23 protein-coding genes and 1 pseudogene are annotated in these 23,856 nt (G+C 65.4%); 4 read left to right on the forward strand and 20 right to left on the reverse strand.

Features of this window, described 5'->3' with window-relative positions:
- Window positions 1-581 precede the first annotated feature (581 nt).
- Window positions 582-2,096: an MFS transporter gene (locus ACWDUA_RS15245; protein ID WP_449751840.1), complete on the forward strand. Its 1,515-nt coding sequence runs from the start codon at window positions 582-584 to the stop codon at window positions 2,094-2,096.
- 39 nt (window positions 2,097-2,135) lie between these two features.
- Here ACWDUA_RS15245 and ACWDUA_RS15250 read toward each other — a convergent pair whose 3' ends face one another.
- The 13 genes from ACWDUA_RS15250 to ACWDUA_RS15310 form a co-directional block, all read right to left on the reverse strand.
- The gene (locus ACWDUA_RS15250; protein ID WP_449751841.1) at window positions 2,136-2,771 is read right to left on the reverse strand and encodes a hypothetical protein; all 636 of its coding nucleotides are present in this window, start codon (window positions 2,769-2,771) and stop codon (window positions 2,136-2,138) included.
- Window positions 2,772-2,813: 42 nt separating this feature from the next.
- Entirely contained in the window at window positions 2,814-3,131 is a 318-nt protein-coding gene (locus ACWDUA_RS15255) for a hypothetical protein (protein ID WP_449751842.1), read from the reverse strand.
- A gap of 395 nt (window positions 3,132-3,526) precedes the next feature.
- Entirely contained in the window at window positions 3,527-4,189 is a 663-nt protein-coding gene (locus ACWDUA_RS15260) for a YoaK family protein (RefSeq protein WP_449751843.1), read from the reverse strand.
- A gap of 35 nt (window positions 4,190-4,224) precedes the next feature.
- Window positions 4,225-5,820, reverse strand: a complete 1,596-nt coding sequence (locus ACWDUA_RS15265) for an AtzH-like domain-containing protein (protein WP_449751844.1) — start codon at window positions 5,818-5,820, stop codon at window positions 4,225-4,227.
- A 3-nt stretch (window positions 5,821-5,823) separates the two neighbouring features.
- The gene (locus ACWDUA_RS15270) at window positions 5,824-7,071 is read right to left on the reverse strand and encodes an amidohydrolase family protein (protein WP_449751845.1); all 1,248 of its coding nucleotides are present in this window, start codon (window positions 7,069-7,071) and stop codon (window positions 5,824-5,826) included.
- A 7-nt stretch (window positions 7,072-7,078) separates the two neighbouring features.
- Window positions 7,079-8,176, reverse strand: a complete 1,098-nt coding sequence (locus tag ACWDUA_RS15275) for an ABC transporter permease (protein WP_449751846.1) — start codon at window positions 8,174-8,176, stop codon at window positions 7,079-7,081.
- Window positions 8,173-9,765, reverse strand: coding sequence for a sugar ABC transporter ATP-binding protein (locus tag ACWDUA_RS15280; protein WP_449751847.1), 1,593 nt, complete (start codon window positions 9,763-9,765; stop codon window positions 8,173-8,175). The genes ACWDUA_RS15275 and ACWDUA_RS15280 overlap by 4 nt, the downstream gene beginning before the upstream one ends.
- The gene (locus ACWDUA_RS15285) at window positions 9,765-10,802 is read right to left on the reverse strand and encodes a sugar ABC transporter substrate-binding protein (protein ID WP_449751848.1); all 1,038 of its coding nucleotides are present in this window, start codon (window positions 10,800-10,802) and stop codon (window positions 9,765-9,767) included. The genes ACWDUA_RS15280 and ACWDUA_RS15285 overlap by 1 nt, the downstream gene beginning before the upstream one ends.
- Before the next feature lie 137 nt (window positions 10,803-10,939).
- Complete coding sequence (locus ACWDUA_RS15290; protein ID WP_449751849.1) at window positions 10,940-11,692, reverse strand: SDR family NAD(P)-dependent oxidoreductase; 753 nt, start codon at window positions 11,690-11,692, stop codon at window positions 10,940-10,942.
- Entirely contained in the window at window positions 11,689-12,114 is a 426-nt protein-coding gene (locus ACWDUA_RS15295) for a VOC family protein (protein ID WP_449751850.1), read from the reverse strand. Before ACWDUA_RS15295 ends, ACWDUA_RS15290 begins: the two co-directional genes overlap by 4 nt.
- Window positions 12,111-13,121 (reverse strand): isopenicillin N synthase family dioxygenase, encoded by a 1,011-nt coding sequence (locus ACWDUA_RS15300; protein ID WP_449751851.1) that lies wholly within the window; start codon window positions 13,119-13,121, stop codon window positions 12,111-12,113. Before ACWDUA_RS15300 ends, ACWDUA_RS15295 begins: the two co-directional genes overlap by 4 nt.
- 29 nt (window positions 13,122-13,150) lie before the next feature.
- Complete coding sequence (locus tag ACWDUA_RS15305) at window positions 13,151-14,146, reverse strand: isopenicillin N synthase family dioxygenase (protein WP_449751852.1); 996 nt, start codon at window positions 14,144-14,146, stop codon at window positions 13,151-13,153.
- 1 nt (window position 14,147) lies between these two features.
- Window positions 14,148-15,266, reverse strand: coding sequence for an acetamidase/formamidase family protein (locus ACWDUA_RS15310; protein WP_449751853.1), 1,119 nt, complete (start codon window positions 15,264-15,266; stop codon window positions 14,148-14,150).
- A 628-nt stretch (window positions 15,267-15,894) separates the two neighbouring features.
- On the opposite strand from ACWDUA_RS15310, the gene ACWDUA_RS15315 reads away from it, so the two are divergent.
- Window positions 15,895-16,515: a helix-turn-helix domain-containing protein gene (locus tag ACWDUA_RS15315; RefSeq protein WP_449751854.1), complete on the forward strand. Its 621-nt coding sequence runs from the start codon at window positions 15,895-15,897 to the stop codon at window positions 16,513-16,515.
- Window positions 16,516-16,966: 451 nt separating this feature from the next.
- Here ACWDUA_RS15315 and ACWDUA_RS15320 read toward each other — a convergent pair whose 3' ends face one another.
- Together ACWDUA_RS15320 and ACWDUA_RS15325 are read right to left on the reverse strand one after the other, a co-directional pair.
- Window positions 16,967-17,185, reverse strand: a complete 219-nt coding sequence (locus ACWDUA_RS15320; protein WP_449751855.1) for a 2Fe-2S iron-sulfur cluster-binding protein — start codon at window positions 17,183-17,185, stop codon at window positions 16,967-16,969.
- Between the two features lie 202 nt (window positions 17,186-17,387).
- Entirely contained in the window at window positions 17,388-17,660 is a 273-nt protein-coding gene (locus ACWDUA_RS15325; protein WP_449751856.1) for a hypothetical protein, read from the reverse strand.
- Between ACWDUA_RS15325 and ACWDUA_RS15330 the strand changes: the two are divergent.
- Both ACWDUA_RS15330 and ACWDUA_RS15335 read left to right on the forward strand, forming a co-directional pair.
- A pseudogene (locus ACWDUA_RS15330) lies at window positions 17,628-17,969 on the forward strand (hypothetical protein); the annotation flags it as partial. The gene ACWDUA_RS15325 and the pseudogene ACWDUA_RS15330 overlap by 33 nt on opposite strands.
- A 67-nt stretch (window positions 17,970-18,036) precedes the next feature.
- Window positions 18,037-18,585, forward strand: a complete 549-nt coding sequence (locus ACWDUA_RS15335) for an LLM class flavin-dependent oxidoreductase (RefSeq protein ID WP_449751857.1) — start codon at window positions 18,037-18,039, stop codon at window positions 18,583-18,585.
- 34 nt (window positions 18,586-18,619) lie between these two features.
- On the opposite strand, the gene ACWDUA_RS15340 is transcribed toward ACWDUA_RS15335, so the two are convergent.
- The 5 genes from ACWDUA_RS15340 to ACWDUA_RS15360 are packed head-to-tail and all read right to left on the reverse strand — an operon-like array spanning window position 18,620 to window position 23,855.
- Window positions 18,620-19,219: a TetR/AcrR family transcriptional regulator gene (locus tag ACWDUA_RS15340; RefSeq protein ID WP_449751858.1), complete on the reverse strand. Its 600-nt coding sequence runs from the start codon at window positions 19,217-19,219 to the stop codon at window positions 18,620-18,622.
- A gap of 28 nt (window positions 19,220-19,247) precedes the next feature.
- Window positions 19,248-20,186: a DMT family transporter gene (locus tag ACWDUA_RS15345; RefSeq protein ID WP_449751859.1), complete on the reverse strand. Its 939-nt coding sequence runs from the start codon at window positions 20,184-20,186 to the stop codon at window positions 19,248-19,250.
- On the reverse strand, window positions 20,167-21,144 hold the full coding sequence (locus ACWDUA_RS15350) for a C-terminal binding protein (RefSeq protein WP_449751860.1): 978 nt from the start codon (window positions 21,142-21,144) through the stop codon (window positions 20,167-20,169). Before ACWDUA_RS15350 ends, ACWDUA_RS15345 begins: the two co-directional genes overlap by 20 nt.
- Window positions 21,141-22,715 carry a thiamine pyrophosphate-binding protein gene (locus ACWDUA_RS15355; RefSeq protein ID WP_449751861.1) on the reverse strand — a complete coding sequence of 525 codons (1,575 nt, stop codon included), beginning with the start codon at window positions 22,713-22,715 and terminating at the stop codon, window positions 21,141-21,143. The genes ACWDUA_RS15350 and ACWDUA_RS15355 overlap by 4 nt, the downstream gene beginning before the upstream one ends.
- Window positions 22,716-22,754: 39 nt before the next feature.
- Window positions 22,755-23,855: an ABC transporter ATP-binding protein gene (locus tag ACWDUA_RS15360; RefSeq protein WP_449751862.1), complete on the reverse strand. Its 1,101-nt coding sequence runs from the start codon at window positions 23,853-23,855 to the stop codon at window positions 22,755-22,757.
- Window position 23,856 lies beyond the last annotated feature (1 nt).

Consider the following 23,856-nt stretch of genomic DNA (forward strand, 5'->3'; position numbering starts at 1 on the left):
CACAGAGGTTTCGACAGACGGGCGACCTCGCTACGCGAGGACGACCTGCTCAACCACCATGCGGGATGCCGCTGTTGCCAATCGAGCCGACGACGAGGCGTGTTCCCCACGCTGATTGAGCCGACGAGGAGCGCAGCGACGAGGCGTGTCGAAACCTCCGACGGCCGACCTCGGCCGGCGAGCACCTCGAAGAGGGGGTGCGTTCCAGCAGCAGCCCACAGAGGTTTCGACAGACGGGCGACCTCGCTACGCGAGGACGACCTGCTCAACCACCATGCGGGATGCCGCTGTTGCCAATCGAGCCGACGACGAACCGCGACCCCCACGCCGATTGAGCCGACGAGGAGCGCAGCGACGAGGCGTGTCGAAATCTCCGACGGCCGGGCATCTCGACGTGACCACCTCGGAGATGGCTGCGTTCGGCGGTCGGCTGCCGGCGACCGGAACAGATCTGCGCCGACTTCGCACCATTTGCCCTCTTCTTCCGATACTGAAATCCACAGAGGCAGAGCACATCTCACCGGCTTCCGAGACGGCGTACGCTGAAACGGCACGCTCCGTCCACAGAAGCGAGTCGACGAATGTCCGATCCCGTTGTGCTGCCATCCGCCGACCCCGACCCGCGCCGCTGGAAGGCCCTCATCTTCATCTGCCTGGCGCAACTGATGGTGGTGCTCGACGGCACCGTGGTCAACATCGCGCTTCCGGACGCCAAGGCCGATCTCGGTATCAGCACCGCCAATCAGCAGTGGGTCATCACCGCTTATGCCCTGGCGTTCGGTGGCCTGCTGCTCTTCGGTGGCCGCATCGCCGATCTGTGGGGTCGCCGGCGTGCCTTGATGACCGGGTTGGTCGGCTTCGCGTTCGCGTCCGCACTGGGCGGTGCCGCGGTCAACGAGGCGATGCTCTTCGGTGCCCGGGCATTGCAGGGCGCCTTCGGTGCGTTGCTGGCCCCGGCCGCACTCTCGTTGCTGACCGTGATGTTCACCGCCCCGCAGGAGCGGGCCCGCGCCTTCGGCATCTTCGGGGCGATCGCCGGTGGCGGTGCCGCGGTGGGTCTGCTGCTCGGCGGTCTGCTCACGCAGTTCCTGGACTGGCGCTGGACCATGTACATCAACGTGGTGTTCGCCGTGGTCGCCCTGTTCGGGGCGATCGTCGAGATCAAGGAGCCACCTCGCGCTGACGACCACACACCCCGACTCGACATTCCGGGCGTGATCCTGGGTGGCGCCGGACTCGCCCTGGTGGTGTACGGATTCAGTCGGGCCGCCGAGAAGGGGTGGGGCGACACGGGCACCATCTCCTGCCTGATCGCCGCGGTGGTGCTGTTGGCGGCCTTCGTCTTCTGGCAGACCCGCAGCCGGCATCCGCTGCTGCCATTGCGCGTCGTCGCCGACCGGGCACGCGGCGGCGCGTATCTGAGCGTCGCGTTGGCCGTGATCGCGATGTTCGGGTCGTTCCTGTTCCTCACGCTCTACATGCAGGTGGTACACCACTACTCGCCGCTGAGTGCCGGCGTCGCCTTCCTCCCGATGGTCGTCGGCATGCTGGTGGGCTCCACCCAGATCGCAGCGCGGCTGATCACCCGCGTCCCCCCGCGGTATCTGCTGGTGCCCGGTGCGTTGCTCGGTGCCTGCGGGATGCTGCTGCTGAGCCAGATCTCGGCGGAGTCCACCCGGTACTGGAGTGTGGTGTTCCCTGCACTGCTGCTACTCGGCGCCGGCATGGGCACCGTGTTCATGACCTCGATCAACCTCGCCACCTACGGGGTGGAACCCCGCGATGCCGGTGTCGCCTCGGCGATGGTCAACACCTCCCAGCAGGTCGGTGGCGCGGTGGGCACCGCACTGCTCAACACCATCGCCGTCAACGTGGCCGCCGCCTACGTCACCGACCACATCTCCTCGGTCCACGGGCCTGCCGACGTCGCGGCGCTCCAGGCGGAGGCGATGGTGCACGGACAGAGCATCGGGTTCTACGTCGCCGCGGCGATCCTGGCCGGGGTGGCACTCGAGGCGGGTGTCCTGATCAATGTGCGCAGGCCGATCGGCGCACCCGATGAGCCCGAGCAGGCCACAGCGGCGCCGGTGGTCTGACCTTCCCCGCGACCACCGGCCCCACGTTTGATCCCCCGGTCACCCGGCGTGCTGCGCCAGATAGCCGGCACGGGCGCGATCGGGATAGCTGTTGGTGAAGTGCACCATCCAGACCATCAGCCCGATCGGGACCGCCCAGTTGAGGAAGAAGTCCACCAGGTGAGCACTGTCGGTTCCGGTCGCATGGGCGTCGAACACGGTGACGAGGACTCCCGACACACCGATCAGGGTGATCACCACACCCCATGCCGCGGACAGGATCAGGTTGATCCGGCGGAACAGCGGCGAGTCCCAGAACTCACGGGGCGTCGACCGCTTGGCGTACTCGGCGGTGAACGGACGGACCGGCGACGACACCAGCAGTGTCAGGCCCAGGATCACCCCGACCAGCGGACGCCCCCACTCGTACAGCCAGTCATCGACGGCGTGGTCGCCGATGAAGCCGACCACGGCGATCACCCCGAACAGGACCAGCGAGTAGATGTCCATCTGTGTGGGGCCGCCGGTGCGGCGGTTGTAGATGATGAACGCGAGGCTGATCGTCGCCGACAGCAAGGCACTCCAGGCGACACCGTCGGCGGCCAGCCGTGAGGCGACGATGGCGAAGGCGATCCAGGGGATGAAGCCGGCGAAGATCGCCAGCGGGTTGAGGTTCTTGTCTTTCGTGTCGGACATGACTTCTGATCACTTCCTGGACGGAATACGCGGTGGGCGTTTCTATTTGACGATGTTGTGTGGGACGAGGTCACCGATGTTCATCGGGGGGAGTACGCGCACCCCCACCATGATCGCGTCGCAGACCAGGGCCGTCGGTGCCCCGGTTGTACACACATAGTTGTCGAGCTTGTCCCAGTTGTCGCAGAAACCCTCGAAGCAGTAGGTCAGGCCGTCGCGCGACTCGCTCCACGGTGGGCCGCTGGGCTTCGGCTGGTCGACGTGATCGGCCGCCGCGGTGCCCGCGGTGGCGGCGGCACCGAGGACGGCGAGGACGGCGATCCCGCCGAAGGTCAGTGCTCGTACCGCGTTCTTCTTCATGATGTCTTCTCTCGACGTGGTGGATCGATCTGCTGACTTGATCCTGGTCGGATGAGTGAGGCAAGACATCGGCGTGATCGCGTAGATTTTGCTGCCACCCGCATCCCGCCCACCAGGATCGTCCACGGTGGGGCACTTCCCTCGGCACGGGTCACTCGCCAGGATGCGCGAGCCAGGGTCAGGGGAGTCCATGACGGTGCCGACCATGCCGAGAAGTGCCGACGAGGTCGCCCCGCGGTGGTTGGCCGCGGAAAGGCCGTCCTCGACAGGGTGCGCCAGATGCTGCTGGGTCCGATTCCGGTGCTCGCCGTCAGGGTGCACTACGTGGAGTAGGTACATCGTGCGGGTGATCATGTCGAGCTGAACCGGTCACCGGGTCATCCGGAATCCCTGACTCACGTGAGGACGGTTTCCGAAGCCCGACGACGATCTCCGACGTCCGTCACGTGCCGACGATGGGCGAGGATCGCTGCACCCACCGTGAGTAGGCCCGCGACCAGGAAGACCCCCGCCAGGTGAACGTGGGTGAGCACGAGTGCGCCCGCCACCGCACCGAGCGCCATGGCGAGAACGGCCGCCAGACGCCGGTCGCGCAGTGAAGTGGATTCGCCTGCGAGCATCACCAGGGTGGAGGTGACGACAACCGTCGTCATGTCTTTGACGTTCGCCCGCCGCGCCAGATACGCCTGGTTTCCCATGGCGAAGGCGCTGGCGGCCGCTTCGACGATCTGCGCTGAGGTGTGGTGCACGGTCAGTGCGGCGATGGCGCAGCCCGCGAAGATGACCGTGTTCGCCGCCAGGCACCAGGAGTTGCGGCGGGTCCAACCGGCCGGTTGGTCACGGAGGAATGTCCGTGTCACGTATGCCGCCGCGACAAAGGTACCCAGTGCGACGGTCGGCCCGAGCACGGGCAGGCCATCGGTACCTGAGGCACCCATGCCGAGGATGACGACGTTTCCGGTCATATTGCCCACAAACACCTTGTCGAGCCCCAAGTACCCTGCGGCATCCACCATCCCGGTTACAAACGTCAGGATCATCATCACGGTCAGATACACCCGGTCAGGATGGTCCGTCGCTGATCGTGGAAATCTCATCGGACGCGGACATCCTCGTCGATCGACACCTGGGCGAGTTCGGCCAGTTTCAGGTCGGCGTACGGAGCTCCGAGGACGCTCAGGCCGACGGGTTTGCCATCGCCACTGTGCAGGAGGGGAATCGAGACGGCAGGCAGACCCGCGACGCTGGCCAGGGTGGTCAGTCGAAGTGTGGCGGTGCGAAAGATGCTTCGAAACCGTACCGAGCTCGTTCGGCGTGGTGCCCCATCGGGAGAGGTCGGAAGGACCAGGTAGGCATTGCGAGTGAGTTCGGTGAGGAACGACCTCGCCTCGGTGAGGCGGGCATGGGCGGCCGCAGTTTGCTCGGCGGTCACTTCGGCCGCTGTCCGGAAGCGTTCGGCCACGCCATCCGAGAGTGCGTGCGGATGCTCGGTTATCCACGCGCCGTGCTGCTTCCAGGCTTCGGCGCCCTGCACCACGCGGAACGCTCTCATCCAGCTGTCGAGCGTCGAGGGATCGATGTCGACGGCGGTGACCGGGGGGAAGACCCCCTGTGCGGTCAACCGGTCCACATGATGGTGGAAGCTGGACCGGACTTCGGGGGCTGCGATGGAATTCAGTGCCGGCACGGTGAGGGTAGCGACGGCTGCACCCGGCGACGCCGATGGTACGAGCAGACCACAGGCCCGGACCAAGACGTCCGGGTCTGCCGCAAGGAGTCCGACGGTATCGAAGCTCGGCGCCAGCGGCAGCATTCCGGCGGTGCTGATTGCCGTATGGGTGGTACGCAGTCCGAAGAGACCTTGCAGTGAGGCCGGGACGCGGATCGAGCCGGCGGTGTCGGACCCGAGCCCCAGCTGAGCGTGACCGGCGGCGACGGCACTGGCCGAACCACTCGAGGATCCCCCGGGTATCGAGTCGGGGTGGGCCCGGTTCGGTGGTGTGCCGTAGTAGTGATTCATCCCGTCGAGGCTGTAGGCGAACTCGTCGGTGCGGGCAATACCCGTCACGTGGGCGCCTGATGCCAACAGGATGGCGAGAGCGTCGGCGGACTCCTCGGCGACCGGGGCTTCGGCAAGCCATGTCGGATTGCCCGCACCCACCGGGAATCCGGCGACAGCGAACACGTCCTTGACCGCCATGCCCACGCTGCTGAGCGGTCCGGGTCTCGTTGCCGACATGAGCGGCGCGCCCACGCAACGCCAGATCGATGTATCGGCGGCAGCCTGCGTGGCAAAGCTGGCGGTGTGCGACGGAGCGGTCAGGTGCGCAGCGATGATCACCCACCGCTCGCCACATTTCTGCCAGACCTGGGTCTGGTAGCCGCGCAGGTCGATGCGGTCGGGGGCATGTGTCACCGCAGCGATCAACACGGTGTCAGCTGCGATCGTCCGGGCGTGGGCATGCAGGATCTGCCGGGTGGCGGGATGTGCTCTACTCGAGCGGAATTCGGTGATCTCCTGATGTCCGACGAGCATGCGTGTGCCATCGACTCGCAGGGTGTGTGCCGAATCCTCGAACAGTGCCCCCATCGCCGCCACATCATCACTGAGCAGGGCGTCGTCGTAGCGCCAAAATGCCTCCAGGACATCTGAATCAACGGAGTTCTGCAGGGTCACGGGTGGTCGCATATGTCAGATCCTCGTGGGAATGGTCAACTGGGCCGCCGGGCGGACGAAGGTCTGTCGACCATGTTTGAGGCCCCACCGTGGTGGGCTGAGCCGGGCTATTGCATCGGCAGCGGTGTCTGCTTCGAGGCAGATGAGGTCGGCCACCGATCCCGGCGCAAGTCCGTACTCGGACAGGTGCATGAGGTCCGCGGCGGAGGTGGTGACCAGTTCCAGGCACCGGTGCAGCTGAGCGGGGCTCGCCTGGTGGGTGATGTTGGCGTAGAGATTGGCCATCCTCAGGAGCGAGCCGTCGCCATAGGGAGTGAATGCATTCAAGACGTTGTTGGTGGCGATCGAGCAGGCAATACCGCGGTGGAGGAGCGGATCGAGGGAAAGCACCCCCCGAGGCCGGGCAGCATCGGCAACGCGACCCATCAAGAACAGATCGGTGGCCGGAAGGACGGTGAAGCTGATACCCGCCTCGGCGACGAGATCACTGAGTCGTTCGCGTTCGATCAAGGGGAGCAGCGACATCTGGGTGACATGTCCGACGGTGACCCGGCCCTGCATCCCGGCCGCAATGGTCCGTCGACACGTGTCCTCGAGCTGCATGCCCTCGACCGTCTCGGCGAGGTCGAGGTGCAGATCGATGTCCACGCCGAAGTCACGAGCGAGCTCGAACACACGATCGAGCTGGCCGCCCGGATCGGGATCGGCGTACGGCGCGCCGCCGATCACGTTCGCGCCTTCGTGGAGCGCACGCACGAGCAACTCGTCGCCCTCGGGGGAGTTGGTCAGGCCTTCCTGTGCGAAGACACAACACTGGATGTCGACAGCCCATCGGTAGTCTGCCGCGAGTTGGCGGATCGCTCGCCAACTGCGCAACTCGACCGTGGAATCGACTTCGACCTGGCTGCGGATGTACATGGTTCCCTGTGTGATGCATTCCTGCAGAGTGCGTTCGGCCCGCGCATAGATGTCGTCCTCGGTGAACGCTGCCTTGATGCGCCCCGTCTCGCTGATGGCCTCATGCAGAGAACCAGTGGCAAGATGACACCGGTTCGCGGTCCGGGACTTGTCGAGATGCAGGTGCGTGTCCACAAGTCCTGGAATCACCAGCAGTCCATCGGCCTCGATGTTCTCGTGGGCAGCGCCCAGTGATGGAGCGATGGCGACGATCTTGCCGTTGACGATTCCGATGTCGTTGAGCACACCGAGGTGGGTACCCGGGGTTTCGGGGAGTTTGACACGACGAATAGCTGTGTCGTACATGGCGTTCTCATCTCTGTGGTCCGGAGGCGGTGGTGGTGGGTCGGCTACGGGCAGTCCCAGCGGCCGGTGAATCGGTGACCGCGAGCAGCCCCCGGATACGACTGCGCCACGTGGCCGGGAGATCACCGCGACTCACCGCATCGACGCCGACGGCGAACAAGATGATGAGCCCTTGCACGATCGACTGCCAGTAGGCGTTGATGCTGTTCTGGTTGAACAGATTCTGGAGCACGGCGAGCAGCGCCACCCCAGAGAGTGCCTGCCAGATCGCGCCTTCACCTCCCAGGAGTGACACGCCGCCGATGAGGGCGGCGGCGATGACCTGGAGTTCGATTCCGTCACCGATGTTCGCCTGACCGGACCCGACTCGGCCGACATAGAGGACACCTGCGGCAGCAGCGGCGATTCCGGTGATCACATAGGTCCAGATCCGAACACGATCAACGGGAATGCCGGAGAGATAGCTCGCGCTCTCATTGCCGCCGGTGGCGTAGAGCGACTGACCGTAGGTTGTTCGCGTGAGGACGAACGTTGCCACAACCGCCGTGCAGATGAGCAGCAACAGCGGCACCGGGAGCGGGCCGATCGATCCCGACGCGAGCCACGAGAGCAGCGATGAATCGGTGGTGTAGGTTTCGCCATCGGAGATGAGCAGGGCCGCCCCTCCGACGATCAGAGACATTCCCAGCGTGGCGATCAGTGGGTTGATCTTGATCTTGGTCACAGCAAGGCCATTGGCGAGACCGATGCCGGCACCGACCATGAGGGCCACCACCATCGCCACACCGGCATGCTGGGTCTGCGCCACCGAAGCGCTGACCGTGGCGCCCAACGCGTAGGTGGCACCGACCGACAGATCGAAGCCACCGCCGATGAGACAGAAGGTCATCGCCATGGCCATCAGGGCGACCGGAGCCCATTGCTCTACGATGTTGGCGAGGTTGGTCGGCGACAGGAAGTCACTCTGCACCGAGGCCAGGATGACGACACAGACCAGCAGGACCAGGATCCCGTAGCGATTGAACGTCGGTCCCGTGCGTCCGGAGGTCAGCGCCCTTATCGATCCCGCTGCCGTCGATCCTGCTGCGCTGTTGAGAATGTTCATGAAATCGTCTCCGCCGGTGATGAGTGTGATTGGTGGTGTCCCCGTATGCCGAGCATTGCGTTGTAGACGGCCGATTCGGCGTCGGTGGCGTCGGTGTCGGGGACGATCAGCTGTCCCTGCCACATGACCAGCACGCGATCGCAGAAGGCGAGAAGGTCATCAGTCTCCTCCGAGGCGATGATCACTGCGGCTCCCGCGGCCGCTGCGGCAGCGATGACGTCGAAGATCTCGGCCTTGGCACCTACGTCGATACCGCGCATCGGTTCATCGATGAGAAGGATTCGAGGCCGGGTTCCGAGGAGTTTGGCCAGCACCACCTTCTGCTGGTTTCCACCGGACAGCGTCCGGGTCCGGACTCCGATCTTGGCCGGAGCCAGTTGGACCGCCGCGGCCAGGTCCGCCACCCGTGCCGCTGACCTCTTGCGCATCCGGACGATCCCGGCCGCAGCGATCGATCGTCGCGCGGGAAGCAGGACGTTCTCCGACGAGGTCATCCCCAGGATGAGGCCTTGCGTCCTACGGTCTTCTGGTGCCAGTGCGATGCCATGGTCCTGAGCCTTTGCCGGCGAGGCCGGCCACGTGACCGGTCGGCCATCGATATGCATCGTGCCGTGATCTGGAGGCCACCCCGCCAGAAGTCTGAGGAAGGAGCTGCGCCCGGACCCGACCAGGCCCGCAAGTCCCACGATTTCTCCCGCACCGACACCGAAGTGGTCGATATTGACGTGTGCGGAACGGACGCCGGTGACCGCGAGGCGAGGGGCAACCCGAGAACCGGCACCGTGTCGCTCGTGGCCCCGAGCACCGTCCGTGCTGCGCCGCTGAACCTGTACAACGGCGCGGCCGACCATCGCTTCGACGAGCCGGGCGTGGTTCAGTGCCCCCACCGGCGCCGTGGTGATCCGGCGACCACAACGCATCACCGTCACGGCATCACAGATCTCGAGTACCTCGTCGAGATGGTGGCTGATGTACAGGACCGCGGCGCCGCGGCCCTTGAGCGAGGTGATCGTGCGTAGCAGGGTCGCGCGCTCGGACTGTCCGAGCGCGGCAGTGGGCTCGTCGAGCACGAGGATGCGAGCATTCCGCTGCAGTGCCCGGACGATTTCGATCTGCTGTTGGGTGGCAACGGACAAGGACCCGCACACACCCCGGTCGGGAAGGTCGAGATTCAGTTCGCGACCCAGCAAGCTGAACCGCTTGTTCATTTCTCGCCGGCGCAGTACTCCGAATCGACACAGCGGTGCACCAAGGAAGGCGTTCGCGGCCGGTGACAGGCGTGGCACCAGGCTGGGCTCCTGGTGGACCGCGACAATTCCGGCGGCCAGTGCGTCTCGGGGCCCGTGGAAGGTGACATGCCGTCCGTCAACCCGGATCGATCCACCGTCGGATCCGACTGCACCGGTGAGCAGCTTGATCAATGTCGACTTGCCCGCCCCGTTCTCGCCGACGAGGCCATGGATCTCGCCCGGTCGCAGATCGAGATCGACACCGTCGACGGCACGCACGCCGGGATACTGTTTGACCATGCCACGGGCCGACAGGACCGGGTCCGACTGCGCTTCGCGCGTACTCGCCGGTGCAGACATCAGCCGACGCTCCAGACCGCGGTGAAGCCGTCGGCGTTCGCGGCGGTGATGACCGGATCTCCGCCGTTGAACATCGGGTCTTTGAGCACGTTGTAAACGTGCGATGCCGCATCCCATCCCGGCACATTCACGGGCTGCCCCTTGATCGTCTGGATGGCGGCCTGGACTGCACGGGTGGACTCTTCGACCGGCAAGCCCGCGATGTCCGCATACGCGTGACCGGACTTGATCATGTCGACCACCGTCGACGAACCGCCCAGCGAGATGATCTTGATCGATCCGAGCTTTCCGTTGTCGACCAGCCACTTCACCGACGGCGCTGCAGAGTTGTCGTCGCCGTACACGATCGCGTCGATATCGGGGTGCGACTGGAGGATGTCCTGGGTTGCGGACAGCCCTTGTGCGGAGTCCCAGTTTCCGGGAACCGTTGCCGCCACCGTGATGTCAGGATGAGCATTGAGTGCGTTGGCGAACGACCTCGACGTGAGCTGGACGATCGAGCTCTCGCTGGGGCCGGGGACGTAGGCGACGTGGCCGCCCTGTGGCAGGGCTTTGGCGGTGTACTCGGCGAACAGCCTTCCCGACTCCGCCTCATCTCGCCCGAAGAATCCCAATGTTCCTGGTGTGTAGAGGTTTTCGAGATCACCGCAGATCGGCGTGTTGTATATCGCCACCACCATCGTCTCGGCGGCATCGGTCAACGACTTGCACACCGTCTGCCCATCGATCGATTCCACGACCAGTGCCTTGTACTTGCCGCTGGAGACGGCGTCCTGGATCTGGGTCAGTTGCTTCGCCGAGTCGAAGTCAGCGCTGAACACATCCATGGCGACACCCTCATCATCGGCCACCTTCTTCGAGGCATCGGTTGCAGACGTGAGGTAGGAGTTGCTCAGCCCCATGGTGAAGTACGCGATTCGGGCTGAGGAATCGCTTCCGGTGTCGCCGGAGCATGCGACAAGTGCCGAGCCGAGCGAGAGTGTGAGGACCGCTGCGGCTGTGGCCAGCAGTCTGCGTGGATTTCTGGAATTGGGCATGACAAGGCCTTTGATCTGGCGAGTGGGGGTTCTTCGCAAGCGATGCACGGGGCATCGGGCGCCGACCTCGAGGGCCGGCACCTGCTGCCGGGTCGTGCGGGAATGTGCTGGCAGTGCGCCGAGGAAGACGGCGCCTGTCACATGGCTGTGTATCCGCCGTCTACGGGCAGTGCGACACCGGTAACGTAGGACGCGCCTGGTGACGCGAGATACTCAGCTGCAGAGGCAATTTCGTCAGGGGTACCCAAACGCCTCATGGGTGTGCGCGCCGCGACCTGCTGTGCGTTGTCCGGACCGGACTGCGTCATGATCGTGGTATCCACACCACCGGGGTGTAACGAGTTGACCCGGATGTTGTCCGCGACGTGTGCAGCTGCCACATGTTTGGTCAGCACGGTCACACCACCCTTGCTGGCGTGGTACGCGGCGCCACCTTCGGCGCCGACCAGACCCCAGATCGAGGAGATGTTGATGATCGATCCGCCGCCGTGGTCACGCATGGTCGGTATGACCGAACGCATCCCCAGGAACACGCTGGTCAGATTGAGCTCGATGGTCCTGTTCCAGCGTTCCAGGTCCTCGTCGAGGATCGGGGTACCGTTGTAGATGCCGGCGTTGTTACACAACACGTTCGGCGGACCGAAGCGGTCCGAACACCGGGCGATGACCGTCGCCCAGTCGGCTTCATCGGCGACATCGTGGGTGATGAAGCCGACCTCGAGACCCTCGGCTGCAAGAGAGGAGGCTGTCCGTGCGCCTTCAGCGAGAATGTCGGTGATCATCACCCGAGCACCCTGACGGGCGAACCTGCGTGCAACGGCCGCTCCGATACCGTTTGGGCGGCCGGCGCCGGTGACTATCGCAGTTGCTCCGTGTAGTGGTCCGGTCACGGGCCCTCGCGCGGTTCGAGGATCTTGTTGATCCGGAAGATGTTGTCCTCGGGGTCGGTCAGCACTGCCTGATACCAACCGTATCCGGTTTCGTACGGACCCTTGATCAGGGTGGCACCTGCGGTGACGGCCACTCCGACGAGACGATCGACCTCCTCGACCGAGTGGGTTTCGAAGTTCAGCAGAAATCCAGCGCCGGACTGATCACGATAGGCTTCCAGTTCGAGGACGTCATAGACCTCGGGTGCAAGAAATCCCAATGCGCTCGCACCGGTCGAGTAGCCACAGAACACCGAATTCCGCATGTACTCGATCTCGTTGAGCCCGAAGAGTTCCGAGTAGAAACGAGGAAGATCTTCGAGGTTTCTGGCGAAGATGTTCACCCAATTCAGCGTGGGATTTGATTGGCTGGCGATGGTCACGCGATGTCTTCTTCCACGATCTGTTGCTGCGCGAATTTCATGGCAAGATATTCGCCATTGCGGATAGGGGCGTACTTGGCGGGCTGCGTGTCGCTCTTGCAGGTCGGCAGGCACTCGATGACAGCGTCGTAGTTCGGCTGGAAGAAGAACACGATCGAGATTCGATCATGGTTGGCGGCCTCGTCGCGGGCTGGATTGACCACGCGGTGCATCGTGGATACCCAGGCATCATTGGTCCAGCGGGCCAGCGAGTCACCGATGTTCACGACGAACGAGTCCGGGATATAGGGGACATCGACCCAGTCGCCGGCCTTGTTCAGGACCTGTAGCCCACCCGATCGCACTTCTTCCTGCCACAACACTGTGAACGCGGTGTAGTCGGTGTGTGCGCCGGTGCGCAGCTGCCCCGGCAAGGCTGGTATTTCCTGCTTCGGATACCGGTTGACGCGCATGATGCTCGTGTGTTTGTCGGTCTTGGGCAGGAAGTAGTCGGGATCGAGATTCAGTGCGGAGGCGAACACCGTGCCGAGCAGGTGTGCCGTGTTGCTCATCGTCGAGAACATCTCGGTGAGTTCGGTTTCCAGTGCCGAGGGACGCGCCGGCCACACATTGGGCGCAAAGGTCGCGCCGGCCGATTCCACACTGAAGTACGGGTCGTCGTGGGGAACGTTCGAGGGGCCGACATCGAAGAGTTCTTTGAGATCTGGTGGCGCGGCTTCGTCCTCGAGCTGAGCCAGCGCCTCCGTACCGAAGCCGCTGTATCCACGAATGTGCGACGGGTCCGGGCGCGCGGCCAGGAGCTTCTCCTCATCGGGAAGTGCGAAGAACTCCTTGCTGGTGTCATAGACCCGCCGGATCTGATCGGGCCCGACACCGTGACCGGTGATGATGAGGAATCCGATGTCGCGGCAGGCGCGGTCCACGTCTGCGGCGACCCGTCTGCGGTCGGCATCGGTGCCGTCGCGAAACGCGGATATGTCGATGAGGGGAACATCGAGAAGTGTCATGGATCTACACCTTTCGGGGTTGGGTGAAGCTACGTCTGGTTCTGGGTTCTGATGAACAGCTCTCGGAGGTGGTCACCCGACGTCGTCGGCGGATATTTGGCGGGTTCTCCCGGTACCACGCACGACGGAATGGCTTCGATCACGGCGTCGTAGTTGGGATTGTGAAAGAAGATCAGGGACTGCCGTCGGCTGGTGGGGCCCTCGCCGAGGGGTGGGTTCACGACTCGATGCAGGGTGGACACCCACTGGTCATTGGTCCAGCGCGCGAGAAGATCACCGATGTTGATGATGAAACAGTTCGGAACGATGGGCACATCGCGCCATTCGGCGGCGGCATTGCACACTTGCAGACCCCCGGGCGAGTCTTCGGTCGCCAGAATGGTCAGACTGCCGTAGTCCGAGTGCGCACCGGCGCGAATCTGGCCTGGCTCGGGCGGCGTCACCGGCGCAGGATAGTTGCGCACCCGCAGTCGGCTGATGTGTCGGTCGATTCGGCTGTCGAAGAAGTGCTCATCCTCGCCGAGGGCCAAGGCGAATGACCGCATGAGCGCTGCAGCGAGATCCGACATCGCCCGGTAGTACGCGGTCCAGATCTTCTCGAAGCCCTCGGGTTGCTCGGGCCAGATGTTGGGTGCGAAGTGCTGTCCTGCTGCGTCCGAGGTGGAGTAGGCCGGCGGTGGGATGTCGACCGGGCCGATCATCATGCTCTCGTTGAGATCTCCGGCGGTATAGGCGGCGTCGCGCGAGCGGCCGATCGATTCTCCTGCCACACCCACATACCCCCGGGACACATCGGGAGCGGGCCGTCCGACGGCCCGCTTGGCATCGATGGGAAGCTCGAAGAACCGCCGCGAGATGTCCCGCGTGTTCTCGATCAGTTCGGTGTCGACGCCATGTCCACGAATCACCAGAAAGCCGATGTCCCGGCATGCCTGATCCACCTCTTTCGCTACCCGGCGTCTCTCCACTTCCCCTCCTTTCAGAAAGGGTTCGAAATCGATGACCGGCACGTCGAGCAGTGTCATGTCAGTTGCCTTCCAGAGTGTTGTCGGGGTTGACGGTGCAGAAGGAGAGGTCGGGTGCCCAGTTCTCGATCAGCGGAGCGAAAGCCTCTGCGGGACAAACCATGTGTGTCCCGATCACTCCGTCGACCACCTGGGTCACCTCGAGATCTCCGGCCATGCTCAACCACAGCAGGGACTCCTGGGACGACTGTCCACAGCCCTCGAACAGGGTCAGGGTCTGCGCCGTTGCCAGTCGAGCCGAACGTCCGAGGTCACGATCGAGACCACAGATGACCAGTTTGTCGTTCGACAGCGCCACCGGTCCGCTGACGCGCCCTTCGGTGGCCCCGCTGGGCACCAGCGAGAGCCTCACTGTCGCCGTCAGGGGGGCCTCGAGCGCAGTTGAGGCTATCTCGCCATTGCCTTGCACGAAATGGGGGTCGCCGACATAGAACAGCGCACCCTCGACCTGTATCGGCAGAAACAGTGTCGAGCCCTCGGTGAGGTACGTCAGGTCGAGGTTTCCACCGAAGGAACCGGGCGGACCGGAATGCGGCCGTTCGTTTCCGGGTTGGGCGACACCCATGATTCCCAGGAAGGGTTCCAGGGCGACATCCGGGAACCCGGGCATGGCCGCGAACTCCCGGTGATCGCGTGCGGTCACGTGCACGACCTCATAGGACAACTCCCGGGGGGTGAACGACCGCAATGCCGGCTCAGCCGCGAAGATGTCTTTGTAGTGGCGGTTCGATACGACTCCGTAGTCACACCGTCGGTGCAGTGAGACGACGTCGATTCTGAGTAGATCTCCGGGCATTGCTCCCCGGACTGCGACTGGTCCGGTCACGAAGTGTGGGCCGTCGGCAATCGGGTCGCGGTCAAGATTCTGCGCGCACTCGACCAGGTCTGGAAGGACGTCGGTCAGGCCGTGACGTGCAAAGAAGCCCAACGGATCCGAGCCCTGATCGGGAAGGGCGCCCTCGTGGCTGAGGGTGTCGAGCCGGAGCAGGTCTCCGGAGTTCACAGTCGCAACCGGAGAGTCGGACGGCGCGGGCAACCGGCCCCACATCACCGTGTCGGATGTTGCGCGCACATGCCCGACCATGTCGGCGAGCGCGGCGTTCGTGTGGGCCGCGGTCAATGCCGGGCCTCCCTCGGAATGGTCATGACAGGAACATTGCACCTCGTACGTTACCCGGTCGTATCGATAGGTTTCGAGTTTGTAAACCATCGAATCGACTGTCTCGTCTGTATTTTCGGCTGAACCGACCCGAACCGGACCGAGCCGCCGGCGGTCGGTCGTGTACCGACTCGTACTGCGTATGACAGTTGGCCGACGTGATCGGCGCCGTCCTCCGGACCGACGACCGAAGGGATGTCACCCGAACGGCTTCGACGTGCCCGCAGATCTGTTTCATGCCCACACAAGTCGCCCGCCAGCTGGTCACCACCGGGCCCGCCACCGCTCAAGTACGCACTGATCACCGGAATATCAAGTCACACTTCTTTTTTCGAGCACGCTGCCCGTCATTGCCGAGCTATCCTCCACGAGGGCACGAGACCGAGGAGGACATCTGGCGGCCCTGACATCACACATGGTCCGATCTGCCGGTGATCCACAACGGCCCCAGCCAGGTATCGGACTTGCACGCCACGCGGGTCACGACAACCCTCGAGATTCTCGCGGCCAGTGGTCGGTTATGTTGGGTGGACAGCCCGTCGGCTTCGGTTGATCGGGCAGCGTTCAATCTGGGTGAAGGAGTCTGACGGTGAGTAGCGACGACCGGGAAGTCGAGCTGCTGCAAGCGTTGGGCGAGTCGATCCGAAGCCGGCGCAAGTCCCAGGGACTCACCCTCAAAGATCTCGAGCGCTCCACCGGGCTGACACACTCGTTTCTCAGCAAGATCGAACGCGGGTTGGCCCGACCGAGCATGCGATCACTGACGAGCTTGGCGGACACGCTGGGCACAACGGCGCACTCGCTCATGGCGCTCAACGGTGGTGCCGATGACCGAGTGGGGATGATCCATGGCGCGAGTGGGATAGAAGTGCCACACGGCGGAGGTATGGCCCGAGCTCTGGTCCGGGGGTCATGGCCGTTTGTGCCGGTTGAATATCGCTCTGGACCAACCGAGTTCGGAGACTACTTCACTCATCCCGGCGCAGAGGTGATGTACGTTGCCTACGGTCACTGCGAGATGGAGGTGGCCGGACATGGTGTGTTCGACTTACATGGCGGCGACGCCCTCCAGTACGGCTCTGGACTCAGGCACCGATGGCGCCAGGTGACCCGCGAACCGATCTGCGTTCTTCTGATCCAGGAGAACGTGGACAGCCGCGAGCCTGCGCTCAACCAGCAGCCGCCCCAATTCGTCGCCGGGCAAGTCTGAGGTGCGCAGAAGAGTTTCGGACTCCCTGCCGAACACGCATCCGCCGAGACGCCGGATGTGACCCCCGAATGGAGACCGGGTAGAGGCGGTGAATATCGCCTCTATCACCTCGTTTTGGACCCGAGGGCGCCCCGGACTCGGCATTCCACCCAAGCGCTCCCACGGTGGAAAGGCAGCGATCACGGCTCGACACCGGTGATTGCCGCGGCATGATCGGCGCGGGTCCACCCAAGCCCTCATCACCCAAGACTCGGCAGCCCCGATCGCCAGTTCACGCCATGCTTGGCACTGATACGCACCCCGTCCGCCATCGGTCTCACGCCGCTCACCGCACAGAGTCCGCCAACACCGAGTTGCGATGCGGGGTCTTACACAGGGTCACCGACGGCATGGCCCATCGCGACGAACGTATCGCCCCGGGCATCCCACGGGGGGTCGTCCGGTGCCGGGTTCAGTCGAACTCGATCGCGATGTCGCTGCCCTGCGGGGTGACCTGGCAGGTGAGTAGGTAGCCATCGTCGATGTCCTCGGGTTCGAGGGCTATTCCGTTGCCGTGGTCGACTTCTCCCGCGGTCAGCCGAGCCACACACGACCCACGATCGCCTTCGCGGCACGAGTACGGGGCGTCGATGTCGGTGGCGAGCAGAGCGTCGAGGAGCACCGTGTTCATCCCACACCGGACTGTCTGCACGGTTCCGTCGATCGACACGCTGACCTCTACGCCAGCGCTCTCATGGTGTGCGGCAAGGATGAACCGATCGCCGGTCAGCGAGACATGTCGCTCGACGTGGATACTGTCGTGGGGCACTCCCCGGTCACACACGACCTGTTCGACGAGGTCTATGACCGGCGCTGGACCACAGATGACGGCTTCACCGGTTCCGTCGGTGATGACGTCGCCGACAGCGGCCGGCAGCCCGCGTTCGGATTCGAGCCAGTGGACAACGGTCAGTCTGTCGGGTACCGAAGTGCCAGATCGTCGACTCACGGTCCCGGTTGGCGTACAACAACGTGACCGGACCGTCGTGTTCTCCGAGCGCCGATCGGAGGATCGACATCACCGGAGTGATGCCACTGCCGGCGGCGAATAGGTGCAGCGGATGATCCCAGGCATGCGGCGTGAACACACCCGATGGCGGGATCATGTGCAACGTCAGGCCGGCGGTGGCGTTGTCGCCGACTGGCGGGATTCAACGTGTCCAGGATCAGGGTCAGGTCCCAGGACACGCCCCGTCCACGGTCACGGTCTTTTGGGCGAGCGAGTCGGCGAGTATCCGAATCATGACCGCTGCCACCAACATCAACACCCGTCATCCGGCCGTCACGGCCGCATTCGCCACCACCATGCATCGCTGACCCGCGGACGGTTCACCCTCGGCGTCGGCCGCGGACTGCGACCACAGATCGCCGGCCTCGGCCTGGATCAGACGACCACCGCCCAACTCGAGGAGTTGGCCCATCTGATGCGACGGCTGTGGCGAGGTGAGAGGATCTCCGCGTACACCGGGCCACTTCCCGAGTATGCAACTCGACCCGACCTTCGACGAGAACATCCCGCTCGCCACAACAGCTTTCGGACCCGCCGCCCTCGCCATGGCCGGGCGGTCCTACGACGCCGTCGTGCTTCGCACCTTCTTCTCCGACGAGACCGCGGCGCGGGCGGTGCAGACCGTGAAGGAGTCGGCCGCACGAGCCGGACGCGACCCCGACACCGTGCAGGTGTGGGCGTGCTTCGCCACCGTCAGCGATGAGCTCGACGAGACGACACGGCTACGAAGGACTGTCGGGAGACCGGCCACCTACCTCCAGCTCTACGGTGACCTCCTGGTGTCCACGAACCGATGGGATCCGGTCCTCTTGACGAGGTTTCGGGATCCGACGCGGTCGCCGGTCTCTCCGGATGAGCCGACGCCGTCGGTGACACCGAGACCTTCGAACGGCTCGGTGAGGTCATCCCCGATGACTGGCTCGCATGTGCGGCCACCGGGGTTCGCGCCCAGTTCGACCTCGGCGTCGACGGCGTCATCATGCACGGCGCCCCCCGGACGAACTGGCATCGACGGTTCGTGAGTTCGGTGTGCTCTGAGCCCGGTATCCACCGGTCCTACGTACCTCTGGACTCCCCGAGCAGGAGATCCACGGTATGCCGACACAGCTGCCGCATGTGATCGATCGACATCACCGACGAGCCCATCAGCGCCTGGATGGTCAGGCCGTCGAGCAGTGCCATGAGGGTGTGGGCGCTGGTGCGGGAGGTCTCCGGGTCGGCCCCGTCGACACGATCGAACACCGCCTGCATGCGCTGCGCCCACACCTCGTAGGCGCCGTTGTGCACGTCGGCGAGGGCCTCGTCGCGCAGCGCTGCGGCCCACCACTCGATCCAGACCCGCCACGACTCCCGGGTGGTCTCGTCCGCGGGGAGGTAGGTGTCGATGAGGTCGTACAGCGTGGTCCGGACATCGGCGGATTCGTCGGCGAAGATGGCCGCGCGGCGCTCCAGCGACTGGGACGCGTTCTCCTCGAACGCCGCCCGGATCAGGTCGAGCTTGGTGTCGAAGTAGTAGTGGACGATCCCACCGGACACCCCCGCGCCCTTGGCGACGTCGGACACCCGCAGCCCCACCACACCCCGCTCGGAAAGCTGCTGCAGAGCCGACCGAAGGATCTGCTCCTTGCGAACAGCCTCCACATTGGGCCTCGCCATACTCTTCTCCTCGTGTCGTTCGTCGACGTCATGAACAGCTAAGGGTCTCGCGGCTGGTTCTGTCCCCGGGTCGAACTCGTGCCGACGCGACGACCACCAGCACCGATGCCGCCACGACGAGCGCACCTCCGACGATAGTGCGCAGATCGGGCGATTCACTCCACAACACCACGGCGAACACCGAAGCCCACACGGGTTCGAGCACCATGATGATGGCCGCCGACTCCGCACTCATCCGGGTCTGCGCCCACACCTGGGCCACGATCGCGACGCCGGCGATCGTCGCGAGGTACATCATCGCCGGCCAGTCGGCGCCCGTCGGGAGCGAGAACCCGCCGGGCAGGGCGGCGACGGTGAACACCAGACTCAGCACCGCCAGTTGCACCACCGAGATGGCGATGGCCTTCCCGGCGGTGGCCCAGCGGGCCACCCAGATGACGTGCAGCGCATAGATCAGTGCCGACAGCACCGTGAGTGCCTCGCCGATCCCGAACGACCATCCGCGGACGGCCATCGACGCGACGCCCGCCAGCGACACCGCGGCCGCGATCACCGTGACCCGTGAGGGTCGGCGTCGACGTGCGATCGCCAGCAGCATCGGGGTGAACACCACATACAGCGACACCAGGAACGAGGCGACCACGATGGATGCCCGTGACAGACCCTCGAACTGGATGAACTGCGCGAGCCCGAACAGCAGGCCGAGGACCACGCCGTGGCGGAGCTCGGGGCCCCGGATTCCCCTCACCGCCCGGGGGCACAGGGCGATCAGGATCGCCACGCCGATCGTGTACCGGACCGCGAGGTAGTCGGCGACGGGCAGTTTGTCGACGAGCTCTTTCGACATCCCGATCGAGAGCCCCCACGCCGCGGCGACGGCGACGAGCACGAGCGGTGCCGCCCATGCCGCGCCGCCGCCGGTGGGCGACGAACCCGTCAGACCTCGCTCAGCGGTTCGTCCGACCACGAGTGCCCTCCAGCACGACGTGTGTCGGATCGTCACCGGTCAGGACGAGGGCGACGTTGCTGGCCTGGACCTCGACGTAGGCGTCCATGGTGGCCTCGGAGATGTAGGCCGCGTGCGGGGTCACGATCGTCCGGGCGTGTCGGATGAGTGGATGGTCCGGGTTCGGCGGTTCCTCGGCGAGGACGTCGAGCCCGGCACCGGCGAGCCGGCCGCTGTCCAGGGCGTCGAGCACGGCCTGCTCGTCGATCAGGCTGCCACGGCTCACGTTGACCAGCATGCTGCCGGGCTTCATCAGGCCCAGCCGCCGCGCGTCGACCAGGCCGTCGGTCTCCGGTGTCGACGGCAGGTGCAGGCTCACCACGTCGGCCCGCTCGAACACCTCGTCCAGCGTGGACTGCTCGACGCCGTCGGCGCTGCCCATCGGGTCGTAGCCGACGACGCTCTCGACCAGCGGTCCCACCATGGATGCATAGGCCGCCCCGATCCGGCCGAGGCCGACCACTCCCACGGTCAGGTTGGACAGGCGCCGCATCGGCACGGTGGTGCCGTCCCACTGTCCGGCGCGGACATCGTTGTCGATCGCGACGATCCCGCGGGCGAGTGCCAGGGTGAGGGCAAGTGCGTGACCAGCGACCTCCTGGGTGGCCACACCGGCGACGTTGGTCACCCAGATGCCCCGCTCACGGCAGGCCTCGAGGTCGATCATGTCGGTCCCCACCGACTGCGCGGCAACGATTTTCACGTCCGGCAAGGCGTCGAGGATCTCGACGGTGATGGGGGAGTAGCCGAGCAGCAGTGCGTGCGCACCGGCACCCTCCCGGGCGATGACCTCGGGGTCGGCGGATCCGATGACGCGGGTGGCGACGCCGGATCGTTCGAGGATGTCGATACCCGGCCGGGGGTCGGTGTCGACGATGTCGGTGTAGACCGCGAGCGGGCGGCTGTCCACGGCGGTCATGCGCGGGCTCCTTCTCGGACGTGGATCACGGTGGGGCGGTCGGCTTTCAGGGCTTCGACGACCGCCGCGGCGACGTCGTCGGGTTCCTGCGCGCTGACGCCGTGACAGCCGACGGATCGGGCGAGGGCGACGAAGTCGGGGTGGCCGAGGTCGACGGCGTGGACGGGTTCTTCCCGGTCGGCCATCTCGTTGCGGATCTCACCGTATCCGCCGTTGTCGACGACGATGATCGGAAGGGGCAGGCGGAGTTCGGCGGCCGTCGCGAGTTCGGCCACGGTGAACATGGTTCCGCCGTCACCCTGGATCACGATCACCGGGGCGTCGGGGTCGGCCACCTTGGCGCCGATCCCGGCCGGCAACCCGAATCCGAGAGTTCCTGCGCCGGTGGGGAACAGGAAGCTTCGGGCCCGGTGCAGCGGCCAGTTGGACAGGGTGCCGTAGTAGACGGCCATCGCGTTGTCGGCGGCGATCACGGTCTCGCGCGGTGTCGCAGCGACGAGTGCATCGACCAGCGGTCCCCAGGTGGCGCCGGTGGCCCGGGCCTCGGCGGTGATCGTCGCGCGGATCTCGTCGATGGTCGTCGCGGTGTCGCGGGCCGGGAGACGTCGGGCCAGTCGGGGTGCCGAGTCGGCGATGTCGCCGAGCACGGCGACGTCGGCGGCGCGGTTCGCGTGGATCCCGGCCGGGTCGATGTCCAGTCGCACCATCGAGGAGATGGCGGGCTGTCCGTACCACCAGTCGGCCGGCGCGAGCTCGGTTCCGATCGCCACCAGCAGATCCGACGATTCGACAAGTGCTCGCACACAGGCGTGTTGGACGCCCGCACCGACGAGCAGGGGATGGTCGTCGGCGACCGCGCCCTTGCCGTTGGTGGTGGTCAGCACGGGCGCACCGATACGTTCGACGAGGGCGGCCACCTGCTCCGACGCCGAGCCCGCACCACCGCCGACCACCACGATCGGCGACTGTGCCGCGGTGATGGCCGCGGCGGCCCGCTCGATCGCGTCGTCGGTGGCGACGTGCTGTGCGGTGACCGCACGCGGGTAGTCGTCGATCTCGGCGGTCACGTCGAACAGGTCGAGCGGGATCTCCAGATAGACCGGACGCGGACGTCCGTCGATCATCTCGCCCCACAACTGGGCCACGGCAGCGGGGATCTCGGATACCCGGGACACCCGGACCGCGCGGTGCACGACGGCGGCCATCGACGCGGTCTGGTCCCGGATCTCGTGCAGCAGACCGTTACCGAAGCCCGGGTGGTTCGACGGCATCCCGGGCGAGACGAAGAACACCGGGACCGAGTCGGAATAGGCCTGTGCCGCAGAGGATATCGCGTTGAGGATGGCGGGACCGGTGGTGGTCAGGACGACGCCGGGACGGCCGGTGGAGCGTGCGTAGCCGTCGGCGGCGTAACCGGCGCCCTGCTCGTGGCGGACGAGAACGTGGCGTAGGCCATCCCGTTCCAGCGCCGAGTACGCACCGAGGTTGTGGGTCCCGGGGATGCCGAACACGGTGTCGGCTCCCTGTGCGGCGAGTGCGCGGACGAGCGCCTCGCCTCCGGTCGTGATCACAAAGTCACCTTCTTGTTGTGGTTCGAGGGGTCGGGTCGATCAGTCGAGGACACGGGAATCCTCTTTGTCCCAGGCGAGTTCGACACTCATGCCGGTTCGGATGCGGTCGTCGCCACGCCCGACGGGTGTGCGGGCGACCAGTTCCACGCCGGTGTCGGTGCGCGCCATGACGGTCTGGTCGCTGCCGAGGTAGACGCAGTCGGTGACCGTCGCCGTCACCCGGTTGAGCCCGGTGGGCACGTCGCCGGCCGCGGCGTGCACCTGCAGGTCCTCGGGTCGGATCATCAGCGCCGAGCCGTCGGCGGCGGTAGCCCCCACGGCGAGGGTCCGGCCGGTGCCGTCCTCGACGAATCCGTCACGGGTCGTCTTGCCGCTCAAGAAGTTCGACACGCCGATGAACTCGGCGGTGTAGCGGCAGTTGGGGCGCTGATAGAGGTCTTCGGGGGTTCCGAGCTGCAGGATCTCGCCGTTGCGCAGCAGGGCGATACGATCCGACATCGTCAGCGCCTCCTGCTGGTCGTGGGTGACGAAGACGAAGTTGATACCCATCTCACGGTGCAGTCGACGGATCTCGAGCTGGAGTTGCTCGCGCAGGATCTTGTCCAGCGCCCCCAGCGGCTCGTCCATCAGCAGCACCCGCGGCTTGTAGACGATCGCGCGGGCCAGGGCCACACGCTGTTGCTGCCCGCCCGACAGCTGGCTCGGGCGGCGGTCGGCGTAGTCGCCCATCTCCACCATCGTCAGCGCCTCGGTGACCAGTCCGGGGATCTCGGACTTGGCGAAGCCGTGGCGCCGCAGGCCGTAGGCGACGTTGTCGGCGATGCTCATGTGCGGGAACAGGGCGTAGTGCTGGAACATCATGCCGAGGCCGCGACGGTGCGGCGGGACACGGGTGAGGTCGACGCCGTCGACGGTGACCGATCCGGAGTCCGCCTTGACGAAGCCGGCCATGATGTTGAGCAGGGTGGATTTGCCGGAGCCGCTGGCACCGAGCAGGGTGACGAACTCGCCCTCGCGCATGGAGAGGTTCACGTCGTCGAGGATGACGGCGGGGCCGTAGGTCTTGCGGACGCGCTCGAGGTTGATGAACCCGTGGCCGGCGGTGGCGGTGGTGGGCGCGGTGAAATCGGTGGTGGTCATG

The sequence above is a fragment of the Gordonia sp. NPDC003376 genome (assembly GCF_053589235.1).